We start from the raw sequence: 14,611 nt of genomic DNA on the forward strand, positions 1-14,611 counted from the left end.
AGAAAGCTATTACTCTGCGCGGTAGCACGCTAACCTTTTGTAATCGCCCCGCATTGACGGCACAATTATGCTATTCACCCATTGCCTGTAATGATTCATGCACCGTCTTCATACCTACCCTGACTCAACCGTCATGCTTCGGCGTTTGTTGTTTGCGATTGCCGTTGGCGTGCTGGCAGCGCTGGCTGTAGCCCTGTTCCGCCATGCGATGCTGGCGCTGGAGTGGATCTTCCTGAGCAATAATAGCGGCAGCCTGGTCAACGCCGCCAATGGGCTACCGTGGTGGCGACGCCTGATCACGCCCGCCATCGGTGGACTGGCAGCAGGCGGCCTTTTATTCTGCTGGCAGTGGTACACCCGCCAGCGCCCTCATGCGCCAACCGATTATATGGAAGTGCTGGAAAGTGAAAACAGCGAGTTTGATGTCGGTTCCAGTCTAATCAAATCATTTGCCTCACTGCTGGTGGTGGTCAGCGGTAGCGCCATCGGTCGTGAAGGCGCGATGATCCTGCTTTCTGCCCTTGCCGCCTCTTTTCTGGCGCGCCGTTTTACGGCAAAGGAGGAATGGAAACTGTGGATTGCGTGCGGTGCAGCAGCCGGGATGGCCAGCGCCTATCATGCGCCGCTGGCGGGCAGTCTGTTCATTGCCGAGATTTTATTCGGTACCTTAATGCTGGCCTCATTAGGACCCGTCGTCATTGCAGCAGTGACCGCTTTGCTGACCACTTCGCTGCTCAACGGTGGACCGTCTCTGCTCTACAACGTTCAGCTTACATCACCTGTGGAAGGGATTGGCTATGTGTTGATGCTGGCGACCGGCCTGCTTGCCGGGTTGTGTGGTCCGCTGTTTATCTGGCTTATGTCGGCCAGCCACCGCCTTTTTCTTAGCCTGAAGTTGTCACCGCCGTTGCAGCTGGCCGCGGGTGGCCTGATTGTCGGTGTATTATCCCTGCTCACGCCGGACGTCTGGGGCAATGGGTATAGCGTCGTGCAGGGATTTTTGCATCTGCCACCGCCGTTTGCGGTAGTGGCAGGCATATTTGTCTGTAAGCTGTTTGCCGTGCTCGCCAGCAGCGGATCGGGCGCGCCGGGAGGCGTTTTTACACCGACGCTCTTTATGGGTATGGCAACGGGGATGCTTTTTGCGAGTCTGTGGGCGCTGTGGCTACCGGGCTATGGAGATATTGCCGTTCTGCTGGGATTAACCGGCATGGCGACATTGTTAGCGGCGACCACTCATGCCCCGATTATGTCGGCGCTGATGATTTGTGAAATGACCGGGCAATATGTGTTATTACCCGGCTTGTTGCTCTCCTGCGTGGCGGCCTCCGTTTTGTCACGGACCTTACGCCGGAACTCCATCTATCATTAGTACATCTTTGAGCATCGTGAGATGGATATAGGATGCCAGATCGCGCTGCTCCGCCCTGGGCAAATAAGGCAACTCGCCCACCAGCGGTGCGGGCAGTTTTTTACTGAGCACGTCAATAATTTCAGCATAGTGCGCCAGCCCCGGATTGATACGGTTGGCGACCCAGCCCATCAGCGGCAATCCGTCATTGGCAATGGCCTGCGCGGTCAATAACGCGTGGTTGATACAGCCCTCCTGAATGCCAACCACCATCAGCACCGGAAGCTGCTCCTGTACCACCCACTCGGAGAGCGGACGCAGATCGTTCATCAGGCTACGCCATCCCCCTGTGCCTTCGACCACAACGTGATCAACCTGGCGGGTCAGGCTGGCAAGCCCTTCAGAAAGGCGCGAGTAGTTGATGGGCGAACTGTGTGCCACGCTGCTTTCCTCTTCGCTCAGCGCGACGGGATTAATGGCTTCGTAAGGCAGAGCGAGTGATGAAACGCTTTGCAGCACCAGAGCATCTTTATTACGCAGTCCCTCCGGCGTCTGTTTGCTCCCTTTGGCGACGGGTTTGTACCCCGCCACGCTTTTGCCGCAGGCAGCCATCGCCTGGAGCAGCGCGCGGGAAACCACCGTTTTTCCGACAGCAGTATCAGTACCGGTAATAAAGAAACGCTTAAGCATGATTCACTCCACCGTTGAATCGGGTAAATATCATTCTGATTAATAGATCAGGGTAGAGAAAGTCTAAGTGAAGATGTCAGTGGCTAAATTGAGTTAGCGCAATTTTTAGGTCATCAGTAAACATTTGTTAACCCTGCAACAGGCGAATCAATAAAGATCCATTATACATGGCGTCTTTTACCAGCGCGGCACCGGCCATCGTTCCCTGATTGGAAAATTGGGTGCTTTCGACCGTAATATGCTTGCTATAGGCAGGTAACGCCTGCTGGCGAATGCAATCTGCGATAGCGGGAAACAGCGTATCCGCCGCCTGATTGAACGGTGAACCGATTAAAATCTTTTGTGGATTAAATAAATTTACCATGATGGCAATGATGCGGCCAACGTGAGTACCGACACCACTAATAATATCTTTGGCGAGCAAATCCCCCTGCTGCGCCGCCTCGCATAATGAGGTGACGGTCAGCGGCTGCTCATGAAGCCGGGAACTCATCGACTGGCTCATGCGCGCCTGCGCAAGCTCAAGCACGCTCTCGATACTGGCGATGGTTTCCAGACAGCCATGGTTGCCGCAGTAACAGCGTTTTCCCCACGGATCGACCTGCGTATGGCCTATTTCCACCAGGCTGCTGCTCCCGGCATGCAAAAGACGTCCATCCGTGATCACCCCCGCACCGACGTTATGATCGATGACAACCTGAATCACATCCCGCGCACCGCGCGACGCGCCAAACAGGAGTTCCGCCATGGTCCAGGCGCTGATATCGTGCTGAATATAAACAGGGACGCCGGTATGTTTTTCCAGCGTCTCACCCAGCGGCATCTCTTTAACATCCAGATAGAACGGCATGCGGTGTACAATGCCATTTTCGGTGTCAATGATACCGGGTAGCGTGATGGCGATGGCGGTCAGACGTTCAAGCTTATGCTGATGGCGGATAAAAAACTGGTCAATATGGGTAATAATGCGGGTTAACAGCGGTTGCGGATCGTCCAGCGGCAGTTCAAGTTCTTCTTCAGCCACCGATTTGCTACTCAAATCACGCAGTGCAATCTGGATAGTGCCACGATTAATGCGCAGGGAAAGATAGTGCCAGGCGTCCGTCTCGACCTTCAGGCCGACGGCCGGACGACCGCGGCTTCCGGGATCCTGGATTTCCGTTTCCTGTACCAGGTGCGCTTCCAGCATTTCACGGACAATTTTAGTAATGCTGGCAGGAGCAAGCTGTGCGAGACGTGATAAATCAATACGTGATACCGGGCCAAGCTGATCAATCAGGCGATAAACTGCTCCCGCATTGGTTTGCTTAATCTGATCAATATGTCCTGGCTGACTATCGGCTACCACCGCTGACTCCCTTTATTTTCGCGCTTCGAAATAATCTGTAGGCTATGGTGAAACACTTCAATAGCCAACGTCAACTTTTTGCTTAGCCATGTGATTTAACGCACATTTTTTTGTTGTTTTTGGGCTTTTGCACCAGTTAAAAGCCGGTCTTTAAAGCGAACTGCTGCCGGACTGAGCGTGCGATGATTCGCCCACACCAGCCACATTTGCGAAACCGCATCTTTTTCGAGCACCGGTAGCCAGCGCATTTCGTCCAGCTGTACGCGCCGGAAAGACGCCGGTAAAATCGAAACGCCCAGTCCGGCCGCCACCAGGCCAATTATCGTCATTGCCTCGCCCACCTCCTGCGTTATTACGGGTGATAAACCATAGCGGCGCATCAGTCCCAGAATATCGTCATACAGCCCTGTTCCAACGTGGGGATCGAAGAAAACAAACGGCTCACGTGCCAGCTCCGCTAAAGAAACGACACGCTGGTTCGCCAGAGGATGCTCGCGATGGATCATGGCCAGTAACGGTTCATGCAGGATCGCCTGCCAGCTCAGGGTGTCAGGCAGTTGCGTATTACGCATCAGTCCTAAATCCAGCGCACCGTCGTTGAGGGGGGCAATCTGCTCGCGGGTATTGGTTTCGCGCGTCTGAATATGGACATCCGGATAATCCTGACGAAAGGAAGACAGGGTGTCAGAAACGGATTTGATAAAGGGGGCTGAAGAGGTAAAACCGAGGCGTATTTCCCCCGCTTCCCCCTGATGCAGACGGGTGGCACGCGAGGCGGCATCGTCAACCGCGGCTAAGATCTGTCGGCTATCGGCAAGAAACTGCTTGCCCGCGGTCGTCAGACTGACGCTGCGATTGGTACGGTTAAACAGCCGCGCGTCGATCTGTTGCTCAAGGATCTGGATTTGCTGGCTGAGCGGAGGCTGAGAGATATTGAGGCGGGCAGCAGCGCGACCAAAATGCAACTCTTCAGCCACCGCAATAAAATAGCGCAAATGGCGCAGTTCGATATTCATATTTTATAAGTATCAATTAAGACTATTAATATATTAGACAGAATATTTACAATTTCCTACCCTTGAGGTGAGATTCATTTTCGTTATGCGCAAGGAATTCCCATTGAGCCGTACATCCACCGTCGATGCCAATCCGCCAGACGACGTTATCGCCACGCCATCTTCATCGCAACCTGCAAAATATATTCAGCGCGGTACCCGACAATTTATTCGCGTTACGCTGGCCCTTTTTTCTGCCGGACTGGCTACCTTTGCCCTGCTCTATTGTGTTCAGCCTGTTCTGCCTGTGTTATCACACGAATTCGGCATTTCGCCTGCCAGCAGCAGTATTTCGCTCTCCATTTCAACGGCCATGCTGGCAATTGGATTGTTATTCACCGGTCCGCTGTCTGATGCCATCGGCCGCAAGAAAGTGATGGTCACCGCCCTTCTGCTCGCCTCTTGCTGTACGCTGCTATCCACCATGATGACCAGCTGGCACGGAATTTTAGTGATGCGGGCCTTGACCGGGCTGTCGTTAAGCGGCGTTGCCGCGGTAGGCATGACCTATCTGAGTGAGGAGATCCATCCAAGCTTTGTCGCCTTTTCCATGGGTCTGTATATCAGCGGAAATTCAATTGGCGGGATGAGCGGTCGTCTGTTGAGCGGGGTGATCACCGATCTGTTTAACTGGCGTATCGCGCTGGCGGCGATTGGCTGCTTCGCGCTGGCGTCCGCCATTATGTTCTGGAAAATCCTTCCGGAATCTCAGCACTTCAAAGCCTCATCGTTGCGCCCTAAAACTCTGGTACTGAATTTTCGCCTGCACTGGCACGACAGAGGGCTGCCGCTACTGTTTATGGAAGGTTTTTTGCTGATGGGGTCGTTTGTTACCCTGTTTAACTACATTGGCTACCGGTTAATGCTCTCGCCGTGGTCATTGAGTCAGGCGGTAGTGGGTCTGCTTTCTGTCGCCTATCTGACCGGCACGTGGAGTTCGCCGAAAGCGGGCGCGCTGACCCTGCGCTATGGTCGGGGACCGGTGATGATTTTCTCGACCGGGATAATGCTTATTGGTCTGCTGCTGACTCTTTTTGCATCGCTGTGGCTGATATTTGCCGGCATGCTGCTGTTTTCGGCGGGTTTCTTTGCCGCCCACTCTGTCGCCAGTAGCTGGATTGGTCCACGCGCACGCCGGGCACGCGGTCAGGCTTCCTCGCTGTACTTGTTTAGCTATTACGTTGGGTCCAGTATTGCTGGCACCCTGGGCGGGCTATTCTGGCACAACTATGGCTGGAATGGCGTGGGCGGTTTTATTGCCTTAATGCTTACTGTCGCCTTAATAGTGGGCTACGTTTTACACCGGCGATTACGTTAACGCAGTGACGTTGTACAAACGGTTACACGCGGAAACCAAACACTCACGGAAAGGCTGAATACTCAGGGATATAGTGTTTTCAACGGCCCCGCAGTGGGGTTGAATGAAAAACCAATTCGAGGATATCAGAATGAAAAAAGTATTAGCTCTGGTTGTTGCCGCTGCTATGGGTCTGTCATCTGCTGCATTCGCTGCTGAAACCACCAGCACCACGCAAACGCCGGCCGCGACCACCACTACTACCACGACGCACGCCACCACCACTAAAACCACGCATCACAAAAAACACAAGAAAGCAGCCAAACCGGCCGCTGACCAGAAAGCGCAGGCCGCTAAGAAACACAAAAAAGCGGTAAAACAGGATGCGACTAAACCGGCTGCTCAGAAAGCGCAGGCTGCCAAAAAAAGCAAAAAAACCGTGAAACACAGCGCGGCAAAACCTGCCGCAGCAAAACCAGCCGCTCAGCCAGCTGCGTAATACCAGTTTCTGATTTACCTGGTCAACACATCGGCGCTGTTTCAGCGCCGATTTTTATGGAGAGCGGTGATGCTGCGTCGCTATCGATTTGAGCTCATTCTGATTACATTAATTCTATGTGCGCTTATCGCTACACACCTCTTCCTGAATTAATGTAGCACGCTGATTTTGCTCCCACTTTCTTCGCGTCCCGTCTATAGTTATCTCATTGGGTTCACTTTTAATAATCATAATTACCCCGTCTGAGAGTGATATGCGTAAAACCGTTGTGCTGTTAGGATCTCTTCTGCTTTCTTTTGTTGCTCATGCGGATGAAACAATGAGTGCCAAAGATATCAGAACGCTGTTTTTTGGTCATGATGATCGAACGCACGTCACCACTCCCACTGAAGCTCCCTGGGATGCCATTGGCCAGCTCGAGACGGCCAGCGGTAATTTGTGTACCGCGACGCTCATTTCGCCACACCTTGCGCTCACCGCAGGCCATTGCCTGTTAACACCGCCCCGGGGCAAAATGGATAAAGCCGTCGCGCTGCGGTTTGTATCGCAGAAAGGAGTATGGCGCTATGAGATACATGGCATTGAAGGCCGTGTGGACTCTGGATTAGGTAAACGCCTGACGCCGGATGGTGAGGGCTGGATCGTGCCGCCCGCCGCCGCTTCCTGGGACTTTGGGCTAATTGTGCTTCGCTACCCACCGTCGGGCATTACGCCGCTGCCTCTGTTTGCGGGGAGTAAAGCTGACCTGACCGCCGCCCTTAAAGCGGCCGACCGGAAGGTTACGCAGTCAGGTTATCCGGTCGATCACCTTGATGATTTGTATAGCCATCAGGATTGCATTGTGACGGGCTGGGCACAAAATTCAGTGCTGTCTCATCAGTGCGACACGCTACCGGGTGATAGCGGTTCACCGCTGATGCTTAAAACCGAACAGGGCTGGCAACTGATTGCAGTTCAAAGCTCAGCACCCGGGGCAAAAGATCGATGGCGTGCCGATAACCGGGCTATCGCGGTGACCGGCTTTAGCGACAAACTGGATGCACTGGCCAAACAATAGCGGCGTTTACCGGCTGCGTTTAGCGTGACGCTCCCAGTTATCCCGCTTCGCCTCGCTGGACTTACGTAGCGCAACGTAACATGCCCCGCTGCCGCCATGCTGCGCAGCGGCGACGCAATACGCCTGTACATCATCCAGTTCAGCGAGCCATCGCGCGAGGTAGCTGCGAATAATGTTGGCGTGAGCGTTATCATCACGTCCTTTACCATGCACAATCAGCACGTTACGTAACCCTTCTTTATGCGCCTGCGTGATAAACGCGAAGACGTTTTGCCGGCATTTTTCAACGGGCTGACGAAGGAGATTCAGGCTGGCCTGATGGTGGTATTTGCCGAGGCGGAGTTTGTCAATCACCCCATTTTGTAAGCCTTCACGTTTGAATTCCAGCGGTGTCGCAAGCGGGATCACGTCCAGAAAACCGGTCGTCAGAAAATTATCCAGCTGCAGGGAATCAATGCGCTCAGGGGCGCGAGTATTGCGGTTCGGATACCACTTAACATCACTACATCGTTTTAGCGGCTGGACATCCTCCATGGCGTCAAGGAACAGCGATTTGTCGTCAAGGTTCATGTCTACTCCTCCGGCTACCTCTACCCGATCACTATAGCGGCGCGGCCCCCCACGCTCAATACGATTTACACTCTTTACCAGTGATTTCCGGGGAGATACATCGCAATCCGTGCTCGCTACCCGCCCTTATTAGAAAACTTTAATAAAGCTTAATAGTCATTAACCGACGTTAATATATTGATCGAACTTAAAAATATGTGAAATATATCACCCGATATTGCTGGAAAATAATGAACAACTTGTTATAACTTAAGTTATCCGCATCACGGAAAATAAATGTGGTAATAATGAAGGATACAACTACTTAATCACTCTGGAGTCTGTTGGATGTCGGCAGGCTCTGTTTTTTATCCACTTTTTGTGACGTTCCCTCCCCCTTTCGCGCTTACTCACCGCTACTTTTTTAAACCATTTCTTTCACGTATAAATACTACTAATGTATTATGGTAATATTTTTTGACATCGTGATAAATACGGCTATGGGTATTCAATATGCAGATGCAAAAGGTAATGCTTGCGTCGATTACAAAAGATGCACATTATTTGTCCTTTAAGGTAAAAGGAGGAAATAATGCTGACGCTTTTACAGGATAAAATTCCGACACCGCTTGGCGAACTATGGGTGATATGTGATGAACAATTTCGCCTGCGTGCGGTGGAATGGGAAGAACACAGCGCGCGTATGGAGCTGCTACTCGACCTGCATTATGGAAAGGAAGGATACCAACGCAAAGATGCCAGCAACCCAGGCAACCTCAGTCAAAAACTGGCGGACTATTTTGCGGGCGATCTGGAAATTATTGACACCCTACCTACCGAAACGGCCGGCACTCCTTTTCAGCGCGAGGTGTGGAAAACGCTGCGCGAGATCCCCTGTGGCCAGGTGATGCATTATGGTCAGCTTGCCGCCCATCTGGGACGTGCCGGAGCCGCAAGAGCGGTGGGAGCGGCCAATGGCTCCAATCCGGTCAGCATTGTTGTTCCCTGTCATCGTGTGATTGACAGCAACGGCACCATGACCGGTTATGCGGGTGGCGTACAGCGTAAAGAGTGGCTTTTACGCCATGAAGGCTATCTTTTGCTTTGATTATACGTGCGTAGTTTTCAGCGTTTTTACGCTACCCTGCTTCATAACCTTAATAATATCAAGGAGATGAATTCTTCTTTTTTACAACTGTTTCATTATTCAATCAATGCCGTTTCAGCAGGGTTACTTGCTCACAAAAAAGATGGTAAAATTGACCAATATCAATAACGGCCTGAGCAGACCTATGATCCCGGAAAAGCGAATTATACGGCGCATTCAGTCTGGCGGTTGTGCAATCCATTGTCAGGATTGCAGCATCAGTCAGCTTTGCATCCCCTTCACGCTGAATGAGCATGAGCTTGATCAGCTCGATAATATTATCGAGCGAAAAAAGCCCATCCAGAAAAGTCAGACGCTGTTTAAAGCGGGTGATGAACTGAAATCGCTGTACGCTATCCGTTCTGGCACCATTAAAAGCTACACCATCACCGAGCAGGGTGATGAGCAGATCACCGGTTTTCATCTGGCGGGCGATTTGGTCGGCTTTGATGCCATTGGTACCGGCCATCATCCGAGCTTTGCCCAGGCGCTTGAAACCTCAATGGTATGTGAAATTCCATTTGAGACGCTGGACGATCTCTCCGGCAAAATGCCAAACCTGCGTCAGCAAATGATGCGTCTGATGAGTGGCGAAATTAAAGGCGATCAGGACATGATCCTGCTGCTGTCGAAAAAGAACGCTGAGGAGCGTCTGGCAGCCTTTATTTACAACCTGTCTCGTCGTTTCGCTCAGCGGGGCTTTTCACCGCGCGAGTTTCGTCTGACCATGACCCGCGGCGATATCGGCAACTATCTGGGCCTGACGGTTGAAACCATCAGTCGCCTGCTGGGACGCTTTCAGAAAAGCGGCATGCTGGCGGTGAAAGGTAAATACATCACCATTGAAAATAATGACACGCTGGCGCAGCTGGCGGGCCACAGCCGTAATCCCGCCTGATTTCTACGTTGTATCCTCCCTTCGCCAGATATTATATTTTTCTGATTTATTGATCTGGCGAAGGTAATTTCCTGTTTCATTTTACATAGATGAGTTATCTTGTAGTTACAGACTGTGGCGACAGTTGTAAGGAGACCCACTATGGCAAAATATCAAAATATGCTGGTCGCTATCGACCCGAATCAGGACGATCAACCCGCATTACGGCGTGCCGTTTATTTGCATCAACGGATTGGTGGCCGCATCAAAGCCTTCCTGCCGATCTACGATTTTTCGTATGAGATGACCACCCTCCTCTCCCCGGACGAGCGCACCGCCATGCGTCAGGGCGTGATCGGTCAACGTACCGCATGGATCCGGGAGCAGGCAAAATTCTATCTCGAATCCGGCGTTCCTATCGATATCAAAGTGGTCTGGCATAACCGGCCTTTTGAGGCGATTATTCAGGAAGTGATTAGCGGCGATCACGATTTGCTGCTCAAAATGACCCACCAGCACGACAAGCTGGAGTCGGTCATTTTTACCCCAACCGACTGGCACCTGCTGCGTAAATGCCCGTGCCCGGTATGGATGGTTAAAGATCAGCCGTGGCCTGAAGGCGGTAAAGCGCTGGTGGCGGTCAACCTTGCCAGTGAAGAGGAGTACCACAACTCCCTCAACGAGAAGCTGGTCAAAGAGACCATCAGCCTGGCAGAACATGTAAACCATACCGAAGTCCATCTCGGCGGAGCCTACCCGGTTACGCCTATCAATATTGCTATTGAACTTCCCGACTTTGACCCCAGCGTCTACAACGATGCCATCCGGGGGCAACATCTGCTGGCAATGAAAACGCTGCGCCAGAAGTTCAGCATTAGCGAGAATATGACCCACGTGGAGAAAGGATTGCCTGAAGAGGTGATTCCCGATCTGGCTGAGCATTTGCAGGCCGGGATTGTGGTTCTTGGCACGGTGGGCCGTACCGGTATTTCCGCTGCGTTTCTGGGCAATACGGCTGAACAGGTTATCGATCATCTGCGCTGTGACCTGCTGGTGATCAAACCTGACCAGTACCAGACGCCAGTAGAGCTGGATGACGACGAAGACGATTAAAGGTTAAAGACCCGGCTTGCCGGGTCTTTTTTTATTGTTTATCGTCACCGCCGAGGAAATAAATTCCCAGCGGAATCGACAGCAAAATGGTAAATACCAGGCTGTAGACGCAGATCATTGCCGACTGAATCACAAACATGGACGGCGTCCAGTTGGACAGTGGAATGTTATATTGCTGGATCACGCCGACAATGGTCGCCCGCCCCACTACCGCCAGTGCAGTGATAAACACCAGCACGACTCCCGCAATAAATTTCTTCCCGTTTCGGCTTTTCAGCTTTGCCATTATCATGATCAGGGTTCCTTTTAGAGAAACATCTTCGCTACCCACCATTAACATACCATGTACGAGGCAAAAAAAACCGCTCCGAAGAGCGGTTTTGTAGACGATAAGCTGATTAGAGCGCTTTTAAAATCGCGTCCACGCTGGCTTTCGCATCGCCAAACAGCATCTGAGTATTGTCTTTAAAGAACAGCGGGTTCTGCACGCCTGCATAGCCTGTATTCATGGAACGTTTGAATACGATGACATTCTGCGCTTTCCAGACTTCCAGCACCGGCATCCCGGCGATGGGGCTACGCGGATCGTCCTGCGCTGCCGGGTTCACCGTATCGTTGGCACCGATAACCAGCACCGTGTCGGTATCGGCGAAATCATCGTTGATTTCATCCATCTCCAGCACGATGTCATACGGTACTTTGGCTTCCGCCAGCAGAACGTTCATATGCCCTGGCAGACGCCCGGCTACCGGGTGGATGCCGAAACGCACTTTGATGCCGCGCGCGCGAAGTTTTTCGGTAATTTCAGCCACCGGATACTGCGCCTGCGCCACCGCCATGCCGTAGCCCGGGGTGATGATGACCGTTTGCGAGCCTTTCAGCATTTCAGCCGTTTCTTCCGCCGTGATTTCGCGATGCTCCCCAACCTCTGCATCGCTGCCATCGGAGCTGCCGTCCGTGCCAAAACCACCGGCAATGACGCTGATAAACGACCGGTTCATCGCCTTACACATAATGTAAGACAGAATTGCACCCGACGAACCGACCAGCGCACCAGTGACGATCAGCAGGTCATTGCTGAGCATAAAGCCCGCTGCCGCTGCCGCCCATCCTGAATAGGAGTTCAGCATGGAGACCACCACCGGCATATCCGCGCCGCCAATGGACGCCACCAGGTGCCAGCCAAATGCCAGGGCAATAATGGTCATCACCAGCAGCGCCAGCGCCTGAAGCGTTACGCTGTCGGTACGAACGAAGACAATCAGCAGCAGGAATGATACCACCAGAGCGGCCAGGTTCAGTTTGTGACGGTTTGGCAGCATCAGCGGCTTAGAAGAAATCTTGCCGCGCAGTTTACCAAAGGCCACGATCGATCCGGTAAAGGTTACCGCACCGATGAAGATGCCGAGGAACACTTCGGTCAGGTGAATATTGACCAGAATCGGCTCCATGCCAGGTTCGTGATACAGGTAGCTGTTAAAGCCTACCAGCACCGCCGCCAGACCGACAAAGCTGTGCAGAATAGCAACCAGCTCCGGCATTTCGGTCATTTCTACACGCTTCGCCAGACGCATACCAATCGCGCCGCCGATGACCATCGCCACGATAATCCAGACGACGTTGCCGGTATCCGGCCCGAAGATGGTGGCAATCAGCGCAATCGCCATCCCGGCAATCCCGAACGTGTTGCCCTGGCGTGAGGTTTCGTGCTTCGATAACCCCGCCAGGCTGAAAATAAACAGGATCGCGGCAACAATGTATGCAGCTGTAACTAATCCTCCAGACATGTGTTACCCCTTAGTTCTTCCGGAACATTTTCAGCATACGCTGAGTCACGGTGAAGCCACCGAAAATGTTAATGCTGGCAATTAATACGGCGATGAAGCTGAAGAAGCTGACCCATCCGCCGTGCCCAATTTGTAATAGCGCGCCCACCACGATAATCCCCGAAATGGCGTTCGTTACCGACATCAGTGGCGTATGCAGCGCGTGAGAAACGTTCCACACCACGTAGTAACCCACCACGCAGGCAAGCGCGAATACGGTGAAGTGGCCGAGAAACTCTTTCGGTGCCACGTCAGCAAGCCAGCCAAACAGGATAATAGCCAGCGCCATCACGGCATATTTACGCCACGGCGAGACCGGTTTTTCTGGCTCTTTCGGTGCGGGGGCAGCTTTAGGTGCAGCCTGCGGCTGAGCGGAAACCTGAATCGGCGGCGCCGGCCAGGTAACTTCACCGTCGCGGATCACGGTGACGCCACGGACAACGACATCGTCAAAATCAACAATAATGTTGCCGTCTTTCTCTTTGCAGAGCAGTTTGAGCAGGTTGACGAGGTTGGTACCGTAAAGCTGAGAAGACTGCGTCGGCAGACGACCCGGCAAATCGGTGTAGCCAATGACCTTCACGCCGTTTGGGGTGGTCACCACCTGGTTGGCAACGGTGTATTCACAGTTACCGCCGTTTTGCGCGGCCAGATCGACCACCACGCTGCCGGACGTCATTGAGTCCACCATCTCGCGGGTAATGAGCTTAGGCGCTGGTTTACCCGGAATTAACGCGGTGGTGACGATAATATCAACGTCTTTTGCCTGTGCCGCGAACAGTTCCATTTCCGCTTTGATGAAGGCTTCAGACATGACTTTTGCATAACCATCACCGCTGCCCGCTTCTTCTTTGAAATCCAGTTCGAGGAACTCCGCCCCCATACTCTGAACCTGTTCTTTCACTTCCGGACGGGTATCAAAGGCCCGGACAATCGCACCCAGGCTGTTCGCCGCACCGATGGCCGCCAGACCGGCCACGCCGGCACCAATCACCATGACTTTCGCCGGCGGCACTTTGCCTGCGGCAGTGATCTGCCCAGTGAAGAAACGGCCAAATTCATGCGCTGCTTCAACAATGGCACGGTAGCCAGCGATATTCGCCATCGAACTGAGGGCGTCAAGCGACTGCGCACGCGAGATACGCGGCACCGCGTCCATTGACATAACGGTCACATTACGCGCCGCCAGTTTTTCCATCAGCTCCGCATTCTGCGCTGGCCAGATAAAGCTGATAAGCGTGGTGCCAGGATTAAGCAATGCGATCTCAGCGTCGGCTGGCGCATTTACTTTGAGAATGATATCCGACTGCCAGACGCTGCTTTCCTCGACCACGTCTGCGCCCACCCGGGTGAACGATTCGTCATCAAAGCTCGCCAACTTCCCCGCACCGCTTTCAATAGCGACGGTGAAACCAAGTTTTAGCAACTGCTCTACCGTTTTCGGCGTTGCTGCGACTCGCGTTTCACCGGCCCACCGCTCTTTTGGTACCCCAATACGCATAGTTTTCCCTTCCATCGATTTTTGAAGATGGTTGTTGTATCACCAGAAGCATTGTCTGACGCGACTCGCGCGACCGAATCACCTCTGAAAAATAAAACAGTAACAAACTTTCTATAACCTACTGAAAATAACGGCTGTGATCCACCGCAAGAAAAAAGTATTTGCCAATTTATTGCGTAAACATCGTGATTGGCGACATCAGAGTGAGTTTCGTCGGCAAAATTATTAGCACGGCTGATAATAAGCGCCGTGAGCCGCTGATAAGATAATGATATCCAGCATGAAAAATGTATTTAACATT

13 protein-coding genes and 1 pseudogene are annotated in these 14,611 nt (G+C 52.6%); 7 read left to right on the forward strand and 7 right to left on the reverse strand.

The window, feature by feature from the left end; all coding sequences use genetic code 11:
- Positions 1 to 97 precede the first annotated feature (97 nt).
- Complete coding sequence (gene clcB, locus P0H77_RS11480) at positions 98 to 1,372, forward strand: voltage-gated ClC-type chloride channel ClcB (RefSeq protein ID WP_276165004.1); 1,275 nt, start codon at positions 98 to 100, stop codon at positions 1,370 to 1,372.
- Here the strand turns inward: clcB and bioD are convergent.
- From bioD to P0H77_RS11495, 3 genes are all read right to left on the reverse strand, one after another.
- The gene (bioD, locus tag P0H77_RS11485; protein WP_276165005.1) at positions 1,346 to 2,041 is read right to left on the reverse strand and encodes a dethiobiotin synthase; all 696 of its coding nucleotides are present in this window, start codon (positions 2,039 to 2,041) and stop codon (positions 1,346 to 1,348) included. The genes clcB and bioD overlap by 27 nt on opposite strands.
- Before the next feature lie 127 nt (positions 2,042 to 2,168).
- Positions 2,169 to 3,389 carry a sugar metabolism global transcriptional regulator Mlc gene (gene mlc / locus P0H77_RS11490; protein ID WP_276165006.1) on the reverse strand — a complete coding sequence of 407 codons (1,221 nt, stop codon included), beginning with the start codon at positions 3,387 to 3,389 and terminating at the stop codon, positions 2,169 to 2,171.
- A 95-nt stretch (positions 3,390 to 3,484) separates the two neighbouring features.
- On the reverse strand, positions 3,485 to 4,405 hold the full coding sequence (locus tag P0H77_RS11495; RefSeq protein ID WP_276165007.1) for a LysR family transcriptional regulator: 921 nt from the start codon (positions 4,403 to 4,405) through the stop codon (positions 3,485 to 3,487).
- A 103-nt stretch (positions 4,406 to 4,508) separates the two neighbouring features.
- On the opposite strand from P0H77_RS11495, the gene P0H77_RS11500 reads away from it, so the two are divergent.
- From P0H77_RS11500 to P0H77_RS11510, 3 genes and pseudogenes are all read left to right on the forward strand, one after another.
- Complete coding sequence (locus P0H77_RS11500; protein WP_276165008.1) at positions 4,509 to 5,762, forward strand: MFS transporter; 1,254 nt, start codon at positions 4,509 to 4,511, stop codon at positions 5,760 to 5,762.
- A 130-nt stretch (positions 5,763 to 5,892) separates the two neighbouring features.
- Positions 5,893 to 6,177, forward strand: a pseudogene (gene asr / locus P0H77_RS11505) (acid resistance repetitive basic protein Asr); the annotation flags it as partial.
- Between the two features lie 316 nt (positions 6,178 to 6,493).
- Positions 6,494 to 7,297: a serine protease gene (locus P0H77_RS11510; RefSeq protein WP_276165009.1), complete on the forward strand. Its 804-nt coding sequence runs from the start codon at positions 6,494 to 6,496 to the stop codon at positions 7,295 to 7,297.
- A 6-nt stretch (positions 7,298 to 7,303) separates the two neighbouring features.
- Here the strand turns inward: P0H77_RS11510 and smrA are convergent, their stop codons facing one another.
- Positions 7,304 to 7,867: a DNA endonuclease SmrA gene (gene smrA, locus P0H77_RS11515; RefSeq protein ID WP_276165010.1), complete on the reverse strand. Its 564-nt coding sequence runs from the start codon at positions 7,865 to 7,867 to the stop codon at positions 7,304 to 7,306.
- Positions 7,868 to 8,438: 571 nt separating this feature from the next.
- On the opposite strand from smrA, the gene ogt reads away from it, so the two are divergent.
- The 3 genes from ogt (at position 8,439) to uspE (ending at position 10,983) form a co-directional block, all read left to right on the forward strand.
- Positions 8,439 to 8,954, forward strand: coding sequence for a methylated-DNA--[protein]-cysteine S-methyltransferase (gene ogt / locus P0H77_RS11520; protein ID WP_276165011.1), 516 nt, complete (start codon positions 8,439 to 8,441; stop codon positions 8,952 to 8,954).
- Positions 8,955 to 9,138: 184 nt separating this feature from the next.
- Entirely contained in the window at positions 9,139 to 9,891 is a 753-nt protein-coding gene (fnr, locus tag P0H77_RS11525) for a fumarate/nitrate reduction transcriptional regulator Fnr (protein ID WP_133159226.1), read from the forward strand.
- Between the two features lie 141 nt (positions 9,892 to 10,032).
- Positions 10,033 to 10,983, forward strand: a complete 951-nt coding sequence (gene uspE / locus P0H77_RS11530) for a universal stress protein UspE (protein ID WP_276165012.1) — start codon at positions 10,033 to 10,035, stop codon at positions 10,981 to 10,983.
- Positions 10,984 to 11,014: 31 nt separating this feature from the next.
- Here the strand turns inward: uspE and P0H77_RS11535 are convergent, their stop codons facing one another.
- The 3 genes from P0H77_RS11535 to pntA all read right to left on the reverse strand — a co-directional run bounded on the left by P0H77_RS11535 (position 11,015) and on the right by pntA (position 14,310).
- The gene (locus tag P0H77_RS11535; protein ID WP_276165013.1) at positions 11,015 to 11,275 is read right to left on the reverse strand and encodes a DUF2534 family protein; all 261 of its coding nucleotides are present in this window, start codon (positions 11,273 to 11,275) and stop codon (positions 11,015 to 11,017) included.
- A 106-nt stretch (positions 11,276 to 11,381) separates the two neighbouring features.
- The gene (gene pntB / locus P0H77_RS11540) at positions 11,382 to 12,770 is read right to left on the reverse strand and encodes a Re/Si-specific NAD(P)(+) transhydrogenase subunit beta (protein WP_276165014.1); all 1,389 of its coding nucleotides are present in this window, start codon (positions 12,768 to 12,770) and stop codon (positions 11,382 to 11,384) included.
- 10 nt (positions 12,771 to 12,780) lie between these two features.
- Positions 12,781 to 14,310 carry a Re/Si-specific NAD(P)(+) transhydrogenase subunit alpha gene (gene pntA / locus P0H77_RS11545; RefSeq protein WP_276165015.1) on the reverse strand — a complete coding sequence of 510 codons (1,530 nt, stop codon included), beginning with the start codon at positions 14,308 to 14,310 and terminating at the stop codon, positions 12,781 to 12,783.
- Positions 14,311 to 14,611: the final 301 nt, after the last annotated feature.

It is taken from the genome of Superficieibacter sp. HKU1, from assembly GCF_029319185.1.
Taxonomy (GTDB): Bacteria; Pseudomonadota; Gammaproteobacteria; order Enterobacterales; family Enterobacteriaceae; genus Superficieibacter.